A 17,946-nucleotide genomic window follows, 5' to 3' on the forward strand; every position below is an offset into this window, starting at 1 on the left:
TTACTTATCCTGATTATCGATTTTATAGTCAGGGAAAAGTAATATCGATACATCAAGTACTGCTGATATTAATTTTTCTTGCTTGCTGTGCCTACGCAGACAGAGGCTGCAAAAAATTTATACCAGCAGCACTGTAGCGTTTTTGAGATATTTTAACTATATTATGCCTAATTATAGCGTTTAAAAGCCATAAAAAAGCCGACTATCATTATGATAATCGGCTCAAGAACGGTTTTTTTGAATACATTTTTAAATTTTAAATAACGTTGCTATGTGCTTGAATGGCGGTGAGGGCGATGGTATAGATAATATCATCGACCAAGGCACCACGTGACAAGTCATTGACCGGTTTATTTAAGCCTTGCAACATCGGTCCAACACTGACCACATTGGCACTACGTTGTACCGCTTTATAAGTGGTGTTTCCTGTATTTAGGTCAGGGAAAATAAAGACATTGGCTTGCCCAGCAACAGGTGAATCCGGCGCTTTTTGCTTACCGACGCTCATGACAGAAGCCGCGTCATACTGTAGCGGTCCGTCGACTTTTAGATTCGGCGCACGTTCACGGACGATTTGGGTCGCACGGGCGACTTTTTCGACATCAGCGCCAGTGCCTGATGAGCCCGTCGAGTAGCTAATCATTGCCACTTTTGGATCGATGCCAAAGGCGGCAGCAGACTGCGCAGACTGAATGGCAATCTCAGCCAATTCTTCTGCATTTGGATCAGGATTAATGGCGCAGTCACCATAGACCACCACTTGCTCAGGCAACAGCATAAAGAAGACTGACGATACAAGTGAATACTCAGGAGCCGTTTTAATCAACTGAAACGCTGGGCGGACAGTATTCGCCGTAGTATGAATTGCCCCAGAGACCAGACCATCAACTTCGTCCATTAGCAGCATGGTCGTACCCAAATAAACGGTATCTTGCAGATATTCAGCAGCCACTTCTGCGCTGGTTTTACCTTTACGGCGTTCGACCACAGCGGCGATATATTTGCTCATATCTAAGCTATCAGGGTCGATAATTTCAAGCCCTTCAGGTAATACTAAGTCGCGGTTTTTAGCGACTTGTTCAACATCAGCACGCTTAGCGAGCAGTACACAGTTTGCAATACCGCGGCTTTGACAAATACAGGCAGCTTCTACCGTACGCGGCTCAGAGCCTTCTGGCAGTACGATACGTTTTTTGGCAATTTGCGCTTTTTTAACCACTTGATGACGAAATGCTGACGGTGACAAGCGCGGCTCATGATTTTGGCTAAAATACGCTTTAATCCAGCTAAGATCTAGATGCGCCGCAACATAACGCGCCACTTCTTCAGCACGTTCGGTGTCATCACTTGGAATTTCAGCACTCATGTGTAATAGACTTTGTACCGTCTCAAAGCTGTCATCTTCGACACTCATCACAGGGATACCAGTTTTAAGTGCAGATTGCCAAAGCTCAGCGACGGTTGGACTGGGGACAACGCCGCCAGTCAATACCAATCCTGCTAGTGGAATACCATTGATACAGGCAAGCCCCGCCGCCAATAATAAATCGTCGCGGTCGCCCGGCACCACGATAAGCGTGCCACGTTTGAACACTTCATCGACACGCGCAACTGAGCGTGCAGTCAAGCTAATGCGATTGATACGGCGTGATTTTGCCTCACCAACGTTGAGCCAAGTGGCATCAAGTTCAGCAGCGATATCCCACGTACGCGGCACCGATAATGAGTCACTAAATGGTACGACACCAATTAAGCGGAATTGTTCGGTATTAAAGTGCGGCGATAGGCGCTTCACTTCTTGTATAAAGCCACTATTCAGGCTCACAATCGCTTCACCAGGAGCAACGATTTGATTTTCTAAGGTGCTTTGCGTATTCGGCAAGTCATGCATACGCATCAAGATACAGCCAAGCGTGCGATCACTTGCCATACCACCAAATTCACGTGCATGCACATCAAGCTTATCGGCCAAATAGGCAGGTTTGCTGGTATCAGCGGTGCTCACAAAGATGATTCGGGCATCTAGCGCATGAGCAATCGCACGGTTGATCTGTGAGGCATAAGATGTTTCAGTTGTCGGTACTAAGCCTTCGCAAATCACCACATCGTAATCATCACCAAGAGTATGGTAGTTAACGACCACTTCTTCCATCAAGTCATCAAGATTGTCATCACCAATCATACGCTCAACATGTTGACGGCTGATTGATTTAGGTGGATTTAGACCAAAGGCATGCATGGCTAATGCGCTTGAGCTGTCTAGACTGTTTTGCTTATCCAGCGTATCGTCTTGTAAAAACGGCTTCATAAAACCCGCTTTGATACCGTTGTAATCAAGAGCACGAATCAAGCCTAACGCCGCTGACGTCACACCGATACCGCGGCTAACGGGCACAAGTAAAATAGTTTGCATAATGTATCCTACTGTTTATTATATTTTTAGAGAGATTGTCATCCTTGAGCGTATAAGAATCGACTTGTGATTCCTATCGCAGGCATATGAGCCTTATTGTAGACCTAGTTTTATTTTAGACCTAAGGCTGCACGAGTCTCTTGTGCGATACGGCATTCTTCATCAGTTGGGATAACCCACAGCTCAACACTGCTATCGTCAGTATGAAAACTGCCTTCATTGCCACCGACCAAGCCAGCGTTCTTATCGGCATCTATTTTAATACCAAAATGACGCATGACTTCCAAAATACGCGTCCGCGTAGTCACAGAGTTTTCGCCGATACCACCGGTGAAGACAATACCGGTAAAGTCAGGGAGCGCGCAGCTTAAGCTGGCAAGGTATTTACCAACACGATAGCAGAACATCTCGATAGCCAGCTTCGCGTCTTCATGGCCTTCATTAGCTGCTTGCTCGATGGTACGCAAGTCATTCGATAAGCCTGAGATACCAAGTAAACCACTTTCGCTATTGAGCATTTTATCGATTTCTTCTAAGCTCATACCAAGTTGTCGCTTAAGATGAATATGTAAGCTTGGATCGACATCACCACTACGCGTACCCATCATAAGACCTTCAAGCGGGGTGAGACCCATACTGGTATCAAGGCTTTTGCCGTCGTAGACAGCCGTTGCTGAACAGCCGTTGCCCAGATGCGCAGTTAACCAACCATGTGGTCCTGTTGCGCTAGTAATATGGCTGGCGCGTTCTGATACATAAGCATGCGAGGTACCATGGAAGCCATAACGACGAATTTTGTGTTCTGAATAGAGTGCCTTTGGTAGCGGATAGCGGAAAGCAACGGGTGGCATGGTCTGGTGGAAGGCAGTATCAAATACCACCACTTGCGGAATATCAGGATAGATCGCTTGTACCGCCTCGATACCTAGTGCGTTTGCCGGATTGTGTAATGGGGCGAGGACTTTTAGACGTTTGACTTCTGCTAACACATGCGCATCGACACGCACCGCTTCTGAGTACTCACGACCGCCATGTACCACTCGATGCCCAACAGCAATAAAGTGATACTGCTCAAGTAGCTCAAGGATTTTTTGTAAGGCAAGTTCATGACGACCACCAGCGATTGCAATTTCTAACTTTTCACCATTCAATGTGGTGTGTTTAATACGGGCAGTATCGAGACCTAAGTTTTCGGCAAGACCTGTGATACGAGTGCCTTCATCCTCACTAATTAAAGCGTATTTGATTGAAGAGGAGCCGCAGTTCAATACTAAAGTAGGATTGGTCAGGGTCGATGCTTCAGGGTGTTTGTCATCAAAAGTGGTGCTTACGCCAGCGCTCATACTCTATCCTTAGATTGTCTTTTATAAAAGGTGCCGTATCTCGACGATCACCTGTTGAATAAACGAAAACCAGCGATATCGGTGCTGGTATAGGTGGCACGGTTTGGAAACATAAACCATTATCGCGCTGATTTTCGTTATGCTTGAGCCATCCCTATGTCTAGCAGGGGTCAAATGTAAAGCAAACGCCTGCTAGCGCTGCCTTATAGCTACAAGGGTTGACTATAATGTATCATATTTTAGCAGTGACACCACGTAACTCTAAGGTTTTAATCAGCCAGTTCTTGATTGATGATTACAGGTGTGCACCGAAGACAGTGAGGGCTTATGAGACAAAATAAGTAAAAATTTGCCTTTATAAAAATTGTAAGTAAGTTTGTCTACCTTTAAATCAATAACATTGTTTTATATTTATATTGGATTCATTATCACTGTATTTCAGCAAATTTACTACGCAAACATATTCTATAGGCGCACAGCTTTATAGAATAATGCTATGATTAAAAAATCTTCCTATTTTCCCTATTGCAGCCTTGGTTGTTTTCGCTGATAGTGATTTTTATCGCGTACACCGTTGCAAGATTACAGGTTATCTATCCTATGTTTACGACACGATATACCTCAAAACCCAAGCACTCTCAGACAGTGGGCAGTACTATTCGGCATAGTATGTGTAACATCATGCTTGGTACGTCGATCACGATAGCTTCAGCGGCATTGTTGGTTGGCTGCGGACAAAAAGGCGATTTATACCTTATAGACGCTGGTAGTAAAGCAGTGCGAGATAGCACGGCAATATTAGATAGTGGCAGTAATCCACAAGATACCGCCTTTGCTAAGATTGACAGCGACCAACAAAATACAGAGAATTTTCAGCTGCCTGAACCGAGTAACGATCCTAACGATTACTAATAAGTAATCATGGATTATTAAAATGTAAATGTTCAAACGATTTTTGAGCAAGCCCAATACTTTATTGTTACCTTGATTATATTAGAGATATTTATATGAGTCAGTCAGTCACGACCCACACTGAGCAAGGCCTGTACATCAATCCTGAAGCCTTAACCGCCCATTTACCTGAAATACATTATCAAAATAATACGCTACATATGGAGCAAGTCAGCATTACCGAAGTGGCTAAACACTATGGTACACCATGTTATGTTTATTCAAAAAAGGCGATTTTAGCGGTCTACCAAGCGTATACCGATAGCTTTGCCAGCTTAAATCATCAGATTTGCTATGCGGTAAAAGCAAACTCAAACCTTGCGGTACTTGGTGTATTGGCGCAAGCAGGCGCAGGGTTTGATATCGTTTCACGTGGCGAGCTAATGCGGGTATTGGCGGCAGGGGGCGAAGCTGCACGTGTGGTATTCTCAGGCGTCGGCAAAACCTATGGCGATATTGAGTACGCGCTTAACCAAGGTATTGGTTGCTTTAATGTTGAGTCGATTAGCGAGCTGACTCTAATCAATGAAGTTGCCGCGCAGCTTGATAAATCAGCGCCGATATCACTACGTGTCAATCCTGATGTGGATGCCAAAACCCATCCGTATATTTCAACAGGTCTCAAAGACAATAAATTCGGTATTGCGCACGAGGATGCGCTGGTCGTTTATCAACAAGCCGCCATATTGTCTCATATCGATATCGTCGGTATTGATTGTCATATCGGCTCGCAGTTGACTGAAGTTGAGCCATTCGTTGCGGCATTGGATAAAGTGATTGAGCTGGTGCATAGCTTACGTAAAGCAGGTATTGAGCTGCGTCATATCGATTTGGGCGGTGGTCTGGGTGTGCGTTATATTGATGAGACACCGGTGTCTATTGATGAATTTGCCAATGCTTTATTGCCAAAACTTAGTGAGCTTGGCTTGACGGTATTTTTTGAGCCGGGTCGTAGTATCGTGGCAAATGCTGGGGTGTTATTGACCAAGGTTGACGTGCTCAAACCAACTGAGCATAAGAATTTTGCGATTGTTGACGCGGCAATGAACGACTTAATTCGCCCTGCTTTATATCAAGCAGAAATGGCAGTAATTCCAAACGTTTTACCTAGTAATGGTATTAATACAGAAAGTACTGAGCCATGGGATATCGTTGGCGCTATCTGTGAAACGGGTGATTTCTTAGCAAAAGATCGTTTGTTGTCGCTTTCGACAGGCGATATTCTCGCAATCACGGGTGCTGGTGCTTATGGCTTTACTATGAGTAGCAATTATAATTCACGCCCGCGCGCTAGTGAAATCATGATAGCTGATGATCGCCACCAGCTGATTCGCAAACGCGAAACCGTCGAAGCGCTATATGAAGACGAAGTATTGTGGCAAGGTTAATTGCTAAGCAGCATAAAGTATCTCAAAAATCTAACCCATTATCGTAATGCTAGTGGGTTTTTTTATGGCAAATTTTGATCAAAAACCTGAATAATAAGTGCGGAGTATAACTTGGCATTTGATAACGGTGATAGTTATGATTGTAACTGACAGCGTGCTAATATAAGACATACATAAAAATAGGATAGGATATCAGGGATATGCTAATAGAATTTACTAAGATGCATGGGTTGGGCAATGACTTTATGGTCATCGATTTGGTGACTCAGCGTTTGGATTTGACCAAGGATTTGGTGCAGTTATTGGGTGACCGTCATTTAGGTGTTGGTTTTGATCAGTTGCTCATCGTTGAGCCGCCAATGCGCCCTGACGTCGATTTTAGTTACCGTATTTTTAATACTGATGGGTCAGAGGTTGAGCAATGCGGTAATGGCGCCCGCTGTTTTGCCCGTTTTGTGCAAGCGCGCAAGTTGTCCTTTAAACAGCGTCTCCGTGTTGAGACGGCAAGCGGCATTATTTCGCTGACGACCGATCGTTATGGCTGGGTAGAGGTTGATATGGGCAAGCCCAAGTTTGAGCCAAGTGAGATTCCATTTACCCCAAGAGCCATCACCAAAATCCAAAATGCTTATCATCTGGACGTGAATGGTACGCCGGTGCAGCTTTATGTTGCCAATATGGGCAATCCGCATGCGGTGATAAAAGTTGACAATGTGCTTGATGCTGACATTGAAACCTTGGGTAAAGCCATCGAGTCGCATCCAGCGTTTCCAGAGCGTGTCAATGTCGGTTTTATGCAAATAATGAATCAGCGTCATATTCGTCTGCGAGTGTATGAGCGCGGTGTCGGTGAGACGCAAGCCTGTGGTACGGGCGCTTGTGCAGCCGTTGCCATTGGGATACGCGAAGGCTGGCTTGACGAAGGCGAAGATGTGCGTGCTCAGCTCTATGGCGGCAGCATGGTGATTAAATGGCAGCCGGGCTATTCAGTCATGATGACCGGACCAACCGCATTTGTGTATGAAGGTGTCTTTAGTCCAGATGGCTTGATGGCACAAGCCGGTATCAAGCCCAATTCAGAAAGTTAATAGTAAAACATAAATGACAGTTATTTTTATTGGATATGTAATGGGGTTGTTTTCAATATGGTGATGTCTTATAAAAAATCTCAAGTGACAGACGCACAATCTGATAAACAATCCGTTTCACCGTCATGGTTATCAGCAGAATTGGCAATCACCATAGAAGCAGATACCACATTAAGTAAATTATTAGCCCCTGTACATCGTTGGCTAAGTGTCTTGTCTGTGCGTAATCACTCGCCGCATACATTGCTGGCTTATTTTGCTGGCTTAAATCAGTTAGCGTTATTCCTGCGAGGTAAACGCCTGACATGGACGCGTTGTGATAAACGCCAATTAGCCCAGCATATCAGCCAACGCCTTGATGAAGACAAGCTGGCCCTTGCCAGCGTTCAGCAAGAGTTATCAGCTATTCGTCATTTTTATGGCTGGCTGATAGAAGAGGATTTGGCACGTATCAATCCAACCACAGGCTATCAGCTCAAGCGCAGCCCTAGACCCTTACCCTCTATCGCTGATGTGGATTTATTGACGCAATTGCTCGACCAAGAAATACCCGATACACCTGAACAAGCACGCTTGTGGCTACGTGATAAGGCGATGTTTGAATTGCTTTATAGCAGTGGTCTACGTGTCGGTGAGCTAGTCGCGCTAGATATAGTAGATGTCGACTTAGCTGATCTGCGCGTTCGCGTGATCGGCAAAGGTAATAAGACACGCCTAGTACCCTTAGGAATAAAAGCGGCTGACGCCATTCGTCGTTATCTACCGCACCGTAATCTGTGGGTAGAGCAGATGGACAGTGCATTATTTATTAGTGAAAAACTGGGTACGCGTTTATCAACACGGGCTGTGCAGCAGCGTCTCAAAGTTGCTGCTACTCGTGCTGGAATTGCTCAAAACATGTATCCGCATCTATTGCGCCATTGCTTTGCATCACATATGTTGTCAGGAAGTGGCGACTTGCGCGCTGTCCAAGAGATGCTTGGACACAGCGATATCAGTACCACGCAAATTTATACCCATGTCGATTTTGCTAAATTGACCCAAGTCTACGACCGCGCCCATCCCCGAGCCACTCACGCATCCAAAGACTGCGATTCAACCCTTTAATTTTAAAAGTGTCTTTCATCGCAAATTGATTTGATTGAAAAAACCTTTTATTAAAAATGCTTGTATAAAAATTATTTTATGCCAAACGATGACAATCAAAGATAGGCATCTTTTGTCGTCCCTGATTTTGCGCTTGTCTATCTAACGTCGCTAAGACCAAAGCATAATTTTTATGGTCTTTATTCAAAGATGGGTTCAATTCGCTATCATTATAGCTGTTCATTACAGTTCCATCATAAGCGCTAATCGTCGTATGTCCCCACGTCTGACGTGTATGACCGTCTTTATACGCATGCTCACCGCCTTGTGCTGCTCCAATTACCATACATTGACTGTCTAAAGCTCGTGCTTGCAGTAAGAGCGACCAATGGGCTTGTCCGGTTAGATGCGTAAAAGCAGATGGCGCACTTAATAGTTCTGCGCCTGCTTGCCGCAGACGCTGCGCCAATGCAGGAAAGCGCAAATCGAAGCAAACCATCATACCGAGCTGATAAATACCATCATTTACTTCGAGCGCTGCCACGACCGTCTGCGTACCTGGCTCGAACGTCGCCGCTTCGTTATAACTGCCTTGCTTATCGGCGACAGTCGCAGTAAATAAGTGAATCTTGTCATAGCGCGCCACTTGTGTACCATCCGGCGCAAATAACTGACTGACCTGACGCAATCTACCATCAGGCACAATCATACCGTCAGGGCGATATGGGCAGGGCAGAGAGCCTGCTAGTACATATATACCATACGTACGTGCATACTCTGCTATCATCGCTGACAGCGCATCGAACTGCTCTGCGGTAGCAAACTGTCTACCCATGCTACAGCAGTTTTCTGGTAATACGACAAGCTGTGCACCTTGCGCACGAGCATCCATAATAGCGGCTTTTATATCCGACAGATTGTCTTCAATGCTCTGCTGGCTATTCATTTGGATGGCAGCAACGGTCAGCTGTATGTTATGTAGATGTTCATTCATAGTAGGCTTCTCAATATTGTTAATATTATATATCTCATAAAACGTTTTCAGGTTTGTCATTATTAATGGTTTACTTGAACCTTACTCCGCAAATCATTTTATGCAACTATGCACAGGTATAAATTTTTATTAAAGTATTCTTTAGAAGCTACCAGAAAGCTACGGACAGAGGTTTGTCATTCACTTATTTGGCAAGGGCATAAATTATCATAGCAAAATTGTCGCAAAAAATGCTATCGTCATGTCCTGTTAAGGGTAAACCGCTCACTAATCAGCATTACAAAGACAATATTACCAAGACTGGAGTGTAATAAACTGCCCATGAGTATGTCGTTCGGATTGGCGACCACGCTAAGCATCTCACAAAAACTGACCCCGCAAATGCAGCAAGCCATTAAATTGCTGCAGCTCTCTAGTCTTGAGCTGGCGCAGGAGGTTCAAGCGAAGCTGGACAGTAATCCATTACTAGAACGCATCGAAAACGATGAAGATGAGTATGAAAGTATGGATAAAGACGCATTAGATGAATTTGGCGAGCCACTAACGTTAGACAGCTGGAATCAGAGTACTGCTTCTGACACGTTTTCTATATCTCCTTCATCAAATAATGAAGATGGATTTGACTATGATGACATTACTAGCGATAGCTTTACTCATGATAGTCTAGATAAATTGCAGCAAGACGGTTTCGATACGGATGCCATCGACAGTTATACGCTTGAAGACTTTGAAGGCTCAAGCTATGAAAGCTCAAATTATGATAGACCTAATGCAGATTATGACGGTTTTAACACCGCCAGTAGTGGTTCAAGCAGCATACGTCCAGATTCTGAGGGCTTTGAGCGCTATCAGGGTAGTACCAATGCGACGATTCAAGACCATGTGCGTTGGCAGCTGAATTTTAAACGTCTCTCAGAGACAGATACTCTTATCGCTGAATATTTGATGGATTCTATGGACGACATGGGTTTTGTACGGCTCGATATCGAGGAGTTGCTACAGAGCTTTGATACCATTGCAAGCTTTTATCAGTGGGATGAGCGCGTTGAGCAGGATGAAGTGATGGCAGTACTGCGCATGATTCAATCCTGTGATCCGCTGGGGGTTGGTGCACGAAATCTAAGTGAATGCTTAGCGATTCAGTTATCTAAGCTCGACACTGACACGCCTTATCTACAACAAGCCCAAGCGCTCTTATCTGCCAGTGAGTATCTGGTCAGTAATAATATTAAAGCCTTAACTGAGCGCACAGGACTTACGGCTCATGAGATTACTCCTGCGCTTACGCTGTTGCGTACTTTAAATCCTTCACCAGGATTGCTATTTCAAAGCTGCCAACCGGATTATACTCAGTCGCCCGACAGCTATGATATCCCTGATGTATTGGTGACGCCTATCCGTCGCCATGATGCTCATCAAAACACCACCACCTCTACTCAAGAAGATGGCTGGCAGGTACGTCTAAACCCTGAAACCTTGCCAAAACTACGAGTCAACCAAGAATATGCCAATCTTGTTAAGCGCGGCGATAATAGCCCTGATAATCAATATCTACGTGAAAACCTCACCGATGCGCGCTTATTTATTCGCAGTATCGAAGAGCGTAATCAGAACCTTTTAAAGGTGGCCACTAGCATCGTGCGCTACCAGCAATCTTTTTTGCAGTATGGCGCCACTGCTATGCAACCGCTTATTTTAAAGGTGATTGCAGACGAAGTCGATTTACATGAATCAACGGTCTCGCGCCTGACCACTAGCAAGACCATTTTGACACCGCAAGGACTGTTTTCGCTCAAGCATTTCTTTTCATCACATGTTAGCAGCAGCGATGGCGATATCTCATCAACTGCTATCAGCGCGATGATTAAGCAGCTTATCGCTGATGAAGAGCCCAAAAAGCCATTGTCTGATAGCAAGATAAAAGATTATTTGTTAGCAGAAGGTATCGATATTGCCAGAAGAACAGTCGCCAAATATCGTGAAGCAATGAATATTGGCTCATCTACACAGCGCAAACAAAAATATTAATGCTCTGAATTCAATAAGTTATCTAACGAGGTGATTAGTAATCAAAATATTTTATAAAAAATATAAAAAATAAAATTTTTTGATTATATAGAAACATTAAAGAAACAACCGATTTTATTACATTTACTTACAATATAAAGCCTTGCTACTAGCGGGTTTTCATGACAAATTAGAGTCATACCAACAACAAAATCAAAGTGTCGATTTAGCAAATTTATGTAGTCAGTCATTAGGGATAAGAGATAAAAGACGATAAAAGGATACGTCGATATTTTATTAAAATCACTGCTATTAAAGGCACTAAGGCTAAAGATACAAGATTTTTTTGTGGTAAGGCAGGATGATAAAAGCAGCGATGCGACCTCATCTGTTGATTGTAAGTACTAATAAGAGGACAATAATATGAATGTTTCTATCAGTGGTCACCATATCAGTATTACCGATGCCATGAACACCGCAGTTCGCGAAAAACTTGAAAAAGTCGAGCGTCACTTTGATCAGATTCAAAGTATTCAAGTGATTCTATCGCTAGATAACAGCGGTGCTAAAAAGAGCCATAAGGCTGAAGCTATCATGCGAGTCTCGGGTAAAGAGATGTTTGTCCAAGCTCTTGATGATGATATGTATAAAGCCATAAATGAGATGGCAGACAAACTTGATAGACAAGTACGCAAGTATAAAACAAAAATGGAGAGCAAAAAAACACAGGGTGCAGGGCGTGATGCACGTTATGAAGATTTGATGACGGCTGAAGCTGAGCCTGCAGTTTAGTGATAGCTTGCTGTGACATAAAATTTTAATAATTATTAGCCAACAAATTAATGCACAAATAGCAAGGTTATTAAATTGGACAGTATTCCTAAGTAACTTGAATACGTAACATGCTCAAAATCAGCAAATTTAAGACGCTAAGTAAAAAAAGACCTCAAACGAATAATCGTTGAGGTCTTTTTTATAATGAATTCAAAAAGGAAACTGCTATAAACATTAGGTTTTACAGTGTAATTTTCTAAAGTGCTATGTATCAAAAACGACTGTCTATTTCAATGGCTAAAAAACTTAGCCACCGCCTACAGCCTGTACTACTTCAATGGTCATGCCTTCAACAATATGTAGCTTATCAAGCTCACTTTTAGGAATCAGTTCACCATCGACTTCCACCGCATAACGACCGCTACTAAGCCCAAGCTCATTGACAACCAATTGTACCGTTTGATGAGTCGTCTGTAACTTCTTACCATTGACACTAATACTGCTCATAAATCATGCTCCCTAATAATCCAAAATTCCTATTTAGCCTTACTATTTTTCACTACTACCAGCACTAACGTAGCTGAATAAAATAAGATTATTTCCTACTAAAATCAAGCAATCAGTTATTTGTTAAGCGTGCAGAAGATAGTGCAAGCCATAACCAACCTGCAATCATCAGCATACCGCCAATAGGCGTAATGGCACCGAACCAACGTGGCGGACCAAGTGTCATGGCGTATAAACTACCCGAAAAAACAATGACGCCAATTTGTAATAACCATGCGGCGGTTTGGGTTGCATAGTTTAAGCGAATAAGAATACCAACAAGTAATAATCCAAGCGAATGGACAAACCAATATAGGGTTGCCGTCTGCCACCATTCTAGCTGTTGAGTGCTGACCATAGCTTTGAGACCATGCGCGCCAAATGCACCTAACGCAACGGCGATAGCCATATTGATCGCCGCGATACTTATCCAATTGAACATGGTTGTACTCGTATTGTTGAATAAATGCTTACTAGGCAAAGACAGTCGTCTTATCGATAGGCACCTTATTGAATATCATCAGGTAAAATCACACTGTCGATGGTCATCGCTTCACGAATTTTATCCATGGCGTTTTTCTCAATTTGGCGTACGCGTTCAGCAGAGATAGAGTAAACCGCTGCCAACTCATGTAAGGTTGATTTTTGCTCAGATAACCAGCGCTGCTCAACAATATCACGTGAGCGATCATCCAAGGTTTCCATTGCAGCAATCAAGGCTGATGAATTATTTTCTTCCCAGTCAGATTCTTCGACGATCTCGGCAGGGTCAATGCCATCTTCCAAAAATAGCTGCGGCGCATAACGTCCATCATCATCGTCACTTGATTGCGCCTCAAATGACGCATCATAAGAAGTCAAGCGCGACTCCATCTCAAGCACTTGCTTACGAGTAACGTTTAAGTCATTGGCAATCGCATCGGCTTCTTCGAGGGTCAACTGATTGTTAGTCTTTTTTAAACTGCGTAAGTTAAAGAACAGTTTACGATGCGCCTTGGTTGTAGCAACTTTTACAATACGCCAGTTACGGATGACAAATTCATGAATCTCTGCTTTAATCCAATGCACTGCAAATGATACTAAACGTACGCCTTTGTTAGGATCAAAACGCTTTACTGCCTTCATAAGTCCCAAATTACCTTCTTGGATCAAATCTGCTTGCGGTAACCCATAGCCTGAATAACTGCGAGCAATATGAATGACAAAACGCAAATGAGACATGACCAGTAAACGCGCCGCTTCTACATCGCCCTCATCATAATAGCGATGTGCAAGCTCTTGCTCTTGCGTCAGAGTCAAGATAGGGATTTGATGCACGGTATTAATATAAGCACCCAAATTCACTCCAGGTGCGGACAAATGCGTCGGCATGGCAGGTACCAAATCACGGGTACTGGTATCGCCAAGCGTACTGGCATCATAAGGCGGACGCTCAGCTGCCGCTTTCAGGGCTGCATCGCGCGCTTCGTTTATTTCAGGAACAGCGCTGTCTTTTTCACGATTATTTGCAGCGTTAGTAGTGGTATTAGCCATATTCTTGACCTTGGTTAAATAGATAAGCAAACAGTCAGATAAAAATCTTTATAGTTGTAATTGTAAAGGATAGCGCCGCTTAGTTGCTATCAGTTTTGGTAATGATAAAGTGATATATTGTATCAACAGAATATTTAGATTGGCTGGCGCTCAATTCTTCACTGTTTGATACAGTAGCTTGATTAATACTAAGCCATAGCGGGTTAGTGGCTTTTGTTTGTGAGCTTTGCTGACAAAAAGCCATGATATCCGCTTGCGAGTTCGGATCGGTTGCCACAACATACAAGGATTCACCAGCATTGACACTGCGTAACGCAACCTTAGTCTTTAACAGTGGCATCGGGCAGGCAAGTCCACGACCATCGACCATATCTTTGATAACAAGTACTGGTTTACTCAAATCTGTTTTATCATTTAAGTTACTGTTATCTGCTGGTAATAAGTCTAGGAGCTGCCTGATTGATTGCTGCTCGCTCTTAGACAAGGTCTCTCCCAAAGATATTAGATAAAAGGCTCGCACCATGATGAATGGGCTATCAACAGACATAAAATAAACCTTTCACGTATTTAGCATTAAACTTTGTGTGTCAGCCTAATGCTTAGAATTGCAATATTTATGGATAATACTATCTTAATACAACATGGCGATTGTGCTGCGACGCCGACGGTTTTATAAGCAACCATTATAGCAAATTGCCTGTATTCAATTGCAGTTGAATATGGTCATCATTGCGTTTGATCAATCAGAACAACTGAATAGTAGTGATCTTCATATTAGAGTTATCTAATAGGTTCACATAACCATGTTGCGCAATAGTGACGCTCTGCGGAGCTATTGGTAGCGATAGGCAGACGGCAATTGACGTTCAATAGACAAGGTCGTATAGTCAAAGCACGTTATGATTATGCATATAGGGTACGCACTTGGATTATTCTAAAAGACAATCAATGCTTGATAAGCCGCTAATAAATTCACGGAATAAACGTGCTATCACTCACTATGCAAGCATACAGACAGGGTTATTCTCTAAGCAGGTAAACTATCATCTGTCGCCAATGCTTGCACTAAAGGTAGCCCTGTCAACGATACTATTGGCTTGTACAAGCGCCGCCTATAGCAAAAGCCAAGCGGTGCCATTGAGCTATGATTCATGGCAAACCACTGGTACAGAAGAGCTAAATTTGCCCAGTTTACGCGGGCAGGGGCTGAGCTTTGATGAGCAATATCAAAATAAATTGCTTGGTGAATGGTCATTAAGAAACATCAATGGTCGTGTAAAGATGGAGCACGACCCTTGGATTCAAGAAACTCTCAAAGAGCTGACATGGCGGCTCAATGCCCAAGCGCGCCAGCAAGCACCGCTTGGTCTGGTGATTATTGACAATCCAAGTATCAATGCGTTTGCGGCACCAGGCGGCGTTATTGGTCTCAATACTGGCACTATATTGGCTGCCAATAGCATGGATGAGCTGGCAAGCGTTGTGGCTCATGAAGTTGCGCACATCAGTCAGCGTCATTATGAAAGCGGCGCTGATGAGCGCAAAAAAGCCTTGCTGGTGCAAATAGGTGGCATGCTCGCCGCGATTGCTGCATCGACCGTCGATGGTGATGCGGCAGCAGCAGTCATGATGGGTAGCCAGACTGCGACAATGAATAGCAGCATGGCATTTAGTCGCAATAATGAGCGAGAAGCGGATCGGGTCGGTATGCAAATTATGAACCAAGCTGGCTATGATCCACGAGCGATGCCGCGCTTCTTTGCGACCATGAACCAAAAAAGTCAGATGAATCAAACCGCCAATCAGTTTTTGCCAAGTTTTATCCGCTCGCATCCCTTAAGTAATGAGCGCTTGAGCGAATCTCAAAGCCGCGCGCAGCGTTATAATACATTGCCGTTAAATCAACAGCAGCGCCATCAAGCCTTGTTTGATTTGCTCTATTGGCGGGTACAAAGTACTGGCAAGCATGCCTCAGAGACCGCATTAACGACTGCAGCAAGGAACAGCGTCGGGGCAAAGCTTGCGCTGATGCATTGGTATGGCGAGCAGCAGCGCTTTAAAGAGGCAAATGATTTGTTTGCCGAGCTGTCTGCATTGCCGGTCACAAAGCGCGAAGTACTCGAGCCATTATTGTCCATTACCCAAAGCCAGATTTTGACAGAACAAAATGAATGGCAACAAGCTGCTGAAATATTAGAGAGTCAGCAGCGCTTGTATCCTGAGCGCCGTGACCTGCGTCTGTATTTGGCGGAAGCATTGACCAATAGCAATCAACCAACCAAAGCGCAGGCATTGCTTAAGCCCTTAACCGAGCAGCAACCAAGTGATCGCTATGCTTGGCAAAGTTTGCAATTGGCCAATGAAAAATTGGCAAAGACCACTGATTCTGCAGCGCTAAAAAATATCGCCACTATTAATGCACTACGCTACCGCAGTCATGACCAACTATGGAGTGGAAGCTACGAGGGCGCGCTGACTTCTTTGACGCAAGCCAAAAAATTGACAGAAAATTTGCAAAATACGGCTCAAGCCAATAGCGCTCGCCCACTTCTTGCCAATATCAATGCCGAAATCAAAGCCGTAAAAACCGCCAAAGACTTTAAGCCTTAGGCGGTTCTCTGATAACTAACTGCTATAAAGCACTATATAGAAAAGGCATTGATTTTATCAATATGTTGTAGCGATTACCCTTGTAGCGCGTCTTTGACCAACTTTGAGATTAATGCAGGGTCAGCACGACCCGCAGTTTTCGTTTTTAATATACCCATCACGCTACCCATATCACGCATTGACGTTGCGCCTTGCTCGGCGATTTCTGCGTTTACTAAGGCCGTAATCTCCGCATCATCCATTTGTTTTGGCATATATTCATTGATAATATCAATCTCAAACTGCTCTTTGGTTGCCAAGTCATCACGACCGTTTTCGGTAAAAATAGTCAATGACTCATGGCGCTGTTTGAGCTGTTTTTGTAATATCTCTAATACTTGTGCATCATCAAGCTCTATTCGACGGTCGATCTCAATTTGTTTGATAACCGCTTGTACGTTACGCAGTACTTTGACCCGTTCAATCTCACGTGCTTTCATAGAAACTTTAATGGTATCAGTTAACGTCTGTTTAATTTGGCTCATTGTTGTTATTCCTTATGATTATAGGTAAAAAGTTTGTATAAAAAGTCTATTAATCAGAGCAAGCTTTATAATAGAAAGTGTTAGAACCAATGATAGTAATAACAAAAATTGTAGCATAAAAAACGCCACTGATATCATTGGATAACAGTGGCGTTAGTGTAGCGCTGGTACTTAGCTAATCGTATGATCGATTAGTACATACGAGTGGTACGAATAGTTTCGCGTTGTAATTTCTTTTTATAACGCTTTACTGCAGCAGCTTTTTTGCGCTTGCGTACTTGCGTTGGTTTTTCATAAAATTCACGCTTACGTACATCTGACAATACGCCAGCTTTTTCACAAGCACGTTTAAAACGACGGATAGCGATATCAACTGGTTCGTTTTCTTTAACCTTAACTGCAGGCATGAAGACTCCTCGATTAGGATGAGATATAAGGGCATTAATTTGGCTGTATGTTAGTATTTAGCCGTAATATCTCAAGATTACCGGCATCAGCTCAAACTAGGACAATCTTGCGCAATAGCACAAGGGCGCCTATTTTAATAAAAAATCGCAATAAAGTCAAAGGCTTTTACTCATTAATCTATAACTATCATTAAGTTGCAAACTGCTGTCAGCAATAAGGGTCGTAAGTTATTTATAGCTAAACGTTCTTTAGGAAGAATAAACGGGATATTTACTAAATAG

The 17,946-nt window shown here is 43.5% G+C and carries 16 protein-coding genes; 7 read left to right on the forward strand and 9 right to left on the reverse strand.

Annotated features, from left to right (window positions below; translation table 11 throughout):
• Window positions 1-256: 256 nt before the first annotated feature.
• Both pta and AC0J5Y_RS01150 read right to left on the reverse strand, forming a co-directional pair.
• Complete coding sequence (gene pta / locus AC0J5Y_RS01145) at window positions 257-2,413, reverse strand: phosphate acetyltransferase (RefSeq protein ID WP_475131152.1); 2,157 nt, start codon at window positions 2,411-2,413, stop codon at window positions 257-259.
• 110 nt (window positions 2,414-2,523) lie between these two features.
• Window positions 2,524-3,756, reverse strand: coding sequence for an acetate/propionate family kinase (locus AC0J5Y_RS01150; protein ID WP_475131153.1), 1,233 nt, complete (start codon window positions 3,754-3,756; stop codon window positions 2,524-2,526).
• A 600-nt stretch (window positions 3,757-4,356) separates the two neighbouring features.
• Between AC0J5Y_RS01150 and lptM the strand changes: the two genes are divergently transcribed.
• The 4 genes from lptM to AC0J5Y_RS01170 all read left to right on the forward strand — a co-directional run bounded on the left by lptM (window position 4,357) and on the right by AC0J5Y_RS01170 (window position 8,290).
• Window positions 4,357-4,668 (forward strand): LPS translocon maturation chaperone LptM, encoded by a 312-nt coding sequence (gene lptM, locus AC0J5Y_RS01155; protein WP_475131154.1) that lies wholly within the window; start codon window positions 4,357-4,359, stop codon window positions 4,666-4,668.
• Between the two features lie 95 nt (window positions 4,669-4,763).
• The gene (lysA, locus tag AC0J5Y_RS01160; protein ID WP_475131155.1) at window positions 4,764-6,095 is read left to right on the forward strand and encodes a diaminopimelate decarboxylase; all 1,332 of its coding nucleotides are present in this window, start codon (window positions 4,764-4,766) and stop codon (window positions 6,093-6,095) included.
• A 200-nt stretch (window positions 6,096-6,295) separates the two neighbouring features.
• Window positions 6,296-7,183 (forward strand): diaminopimelate epimerase, encoded by an 888-nt coding sequence (gene dapF / locus AC0J5Y_RS01165; protein WP_475131156.1) that lies wholly within the window; start codon window positions 6,296-6,298, stop codon window positions 7,181-7,183.
• A gap of 57 nt (window positions 7,184-7,240) precedes the next feature.
• Window positions 7,241-8,290: a tyrosine recombinase XerC gene (locus AC0J5Y_RS01170; RefSeq protein ID WP_475131157.1), complete on the forward strand. Its 1,050-nt coding sequence runs from the start codon at window positions 7,241-7,243 to the stop codon at window positions 8,288-8,290.
• A 76-nt stretch (window positions 8,291-8,366) separates the two neighbouring features.
• Here the strand turns inward: AC0J5Y_RS01170 and AC0J5Y_RS01175 are convergent, their stop codons facing one another.
• Window positions 8,367-9,263, reverse strand: coding sequence for a nitrilase-related carbon-nitrogen hydrolase (locus tag AC0J5Y_RS01175; protein ID WP_475131158.1), 897 nt, complete (start codon window positions 9,261-9,263; stop codon window positions 8,367-8,369).
• 321 nt (window positions 9,264-9,584) lie between these two features.
• Between AC0J5Y_RS01175 and rpoN the strand changes: the two genes are divergently transcribed.
• On the forward strand, window positions 9,585-11,291 hold the full coding sequence (gene rpoN, locus AC0J5Y_RS01180; protein WP_475131159.1) for an RNA polymerase factor sigma-54: 1,707 nt from the start codon (window positions 9,585-9,587) through the stop codon (window positions 11,289-11,291).
• 402 nt (window positions 11,292-11,693) lie between these two features.
• A complete protein-coding gene (gene hpf, locus AC0J5Y_RS01185) occupies window positions 11,694-12,062 on the forward strand; it encodes a ribosome hibernation-promoting factor, HPF/YfiA family (RefSeq protein WP_475131160.1) in 369 nt (122 codons plus the stop codon).
• A 288-nt stretch (window positions 12,063-12,350) separates the two neighbouring features.
• Here hpf and thiS read toward each other — a convergent pair whose 3' ends face one another.
• The 4 genes from thiS to AC0J5Y_RS01205 all read right to left on the reverse strand — a co-directional run bounded on the left by thiS (window position 12,351) and on the right by AC0J5Y_RS01205 (window position 14,670).
• Window positions 12,351-12,551 carry a sulfur carrier protein ThiS gene (gene thiS / locus AC0J5Y_RS01190; RefSeq protein ID WP_475131161.1) on the reverse strand — a complete coding sequence of 67 codons (201 nt, stop codon included), beginning with the start codon at window positions 12,549-12,551 and terminating at the stop codon, window positions 12,351-12,353.
• Window positions 12,552-12,663: 112 nt separating this feature from the next.
• Window positions 12,664-13,032, reverse strand: coding sequence for a DUF423 domain-containing protein (locus tag AC0J5Y_RS01195; protein WP_475131162.1), 369 nt, complete (start codon window positions 13,030-13,032; stop codon window positions 12,664-12,666).
• Window positions 13,033-13,097: 65 nt separating this feature from the next.
• Window positions 13,098-13,961, reverse strand: a complete 864-nt coding sequence (gene rpoH, locus AC0J5Y_RS01200) for an RNA polymerase sigma factor RpoH (protein ID WP_475132046.1) — start codon at window positions 13,959-13,961, stop codon at window positions 13,098-13,100.
• Between the two features lie 241 nt (window positions 13,962-14,202).
• Entirely contained in the window at window positions 14,203-14,670 is a 468-nt protein-coding gene (locus AC0J5Y_RS01205; RefSeq protein ID WP_475131163.1) for a sulfurtransferase TusA family protein, read from the reverse strand.
• 401 nt (window positions 14,671-15,071) lie between these two features.
• On the opposite strand from AC0J5Y_RS01205, the gene AC0J5Y_RS01210 reads away from it, so the two are divergent.
• Window positions 15,072-16,733 carry a M48 family metalloprotease gene (locus tag AC0J5Y_RS01210; RefSeq protein WP_475131164.1) on the forward strand — a complete coding sequence of 554 codons (1,662 nt, stop codon included), beginning with the start codon at window positions 15,072-15,074 and terminating at the stop codon, window positions 16,731-16,733.
• Window positions 16,734-16,807: 74 nt separating this feature from the next.
• On the opposite strand, the gene AC0J5Y_RS01215 is transcribed toward AC0J5Y_RS01210, so the two are convergent.
• Together AC0J5Y_RS01215 and rpsU are read right to left on the reverse strand one after the other, a co-directional pair.
• On the reverse strand, window positions 16,808-17,257 hold the full coding sequence (locus AC0J5Y_RS01215) for a GatB/YqeY domain-containing protein (protein ID WP_475131165.1): 450 nt from the start codon (window positions 17,255-17,257) through the stop codon (window positions 16,808-16,810).
• Between the two features lie 191 nt (window positions 17,258-17,448).
• Window positions 17,449-17,664, reverse strand: coding sequence for a 30S ribosomal protein S21 (gene rpsU, locus AC0J5Y_RS01220; RefSeq protein WP_010195908.1), 216 nt, complete (start codon window positions 17,662-17,664; stop codon window positions 17,449-17,451).
• Window positions 17,665-17,946 lie beyond the last annotated feature (282 nt).

Source organism: Psychrobacter sp. TS_SC_6 (assembly GCF_056156305.1).

Bases quoted from the DNA above. Each gene is read 5' to 3' on its own strand.
- AC0J5Y_RS01195 (WP_475131162.1), bottom strand. From the start codon at position 13,032: ATGTTCAATTGGATAAGTATCGCGGCGATCAATATGGCTATCGCCGTT.
- AC0J5Y_RS01205 (WP_475131163.1), bottom strand. From the start codon at position 14,670: ATGTCTGTTGATAGCCCATTCATCATGGTGCGAGCCTTTTATCTAATA.
- rpoH (WP_475132046.1), bottom strand. From the start codon at position 13,961: ATGCCGACGCATTTGTCCGCACCTGGAGTGAATTTGGGTGCTTATATT.
- AC0J5Y_RS01150 (WP_475131153.1), bottom strand. From the start codon at position 3,756: ATGAGCGCTGGCGTAAGCACCACTTTTGATGACAAACACCCTGAAGCA.
- rpsU (WP_010195908.1), bottom strand. From the start codon at position 17,664: ATGCCTGCAGTTAAGGTTAAAGAAAACGAACCAGTTGATATCGCTATC.
- hpf (WP_475131160.1), top strand. From the start codon at position 11,694: ATGAATGTTTCTATCAGTGGTCACCATATCAGTATTACCGATGCCATG.
- lysA (WP_475131155.1), top strand. From the start codon at position 4,764: ATGAGTCAGTCAGTCACGACCCACACTGAGCAAGGCCTGTACATCAAT.
- AC0J5Y_RS01170 (WP_475131157.1), top strand. From the start codon at position 7,241: ATGGTGATGTCTTATAAAAAATCTCAAGTGACAGACGCACAATCTGAT.
- AC0J5Y_RS01210 (WP_475131164.1), top strand. From the start codon at position 15,072: ATGCTTGATAAGCCGCTAATAAATTCACGGAATAAACGTGCTATCACT.
- AC0J5Y_RS01215 (WP_475131165.1), bottom strand. From the start codon at position 17,257: ATGAGCCAAATTAAACAGACGTTAACTGATACCATTAAAGTTTCTATG.
- lptM (WP_475131154.1), top strand. From the start codon at position 4,357: ATGTTTACGACACGATATACCTCAAAACCCAAGCACTCTCAGACAGTG.
- dapF (WP_475131156.1), top strand. From the start codon at position 6,296: ATGCTAATAGAATTTACTAAGATGCATGGGTTGGGCAATGACTTTATG.
- pta (WP_475131152.1), bottom strand. From the start codon at position 2,413: ATGCAAACTATTTTACTTGTGCCCGTTAGCCGCGGTATCGGTGTGACG.
- rpoN (WP_475131159.1), top strand. From the start codon at position 9,585: ATGAGTATGTCGTTCGGATTGGCGACCACGCTAAGCATCTCACAAAAA.
- AC0J5Y_RS01175 (WP_475131158.1), bottom strand. From the start codon at position 9,263: ATGAATGAACATCTACATAACATACAGCTGACCGTTGCTGCCATCCAA.
- thiS (WP_475131161.1), bottom strand. From the start codon at position 12,551: ATGAGCAGTATTAGTGTCAATGGTAAGAAGTTACAGACGACTCATCAA.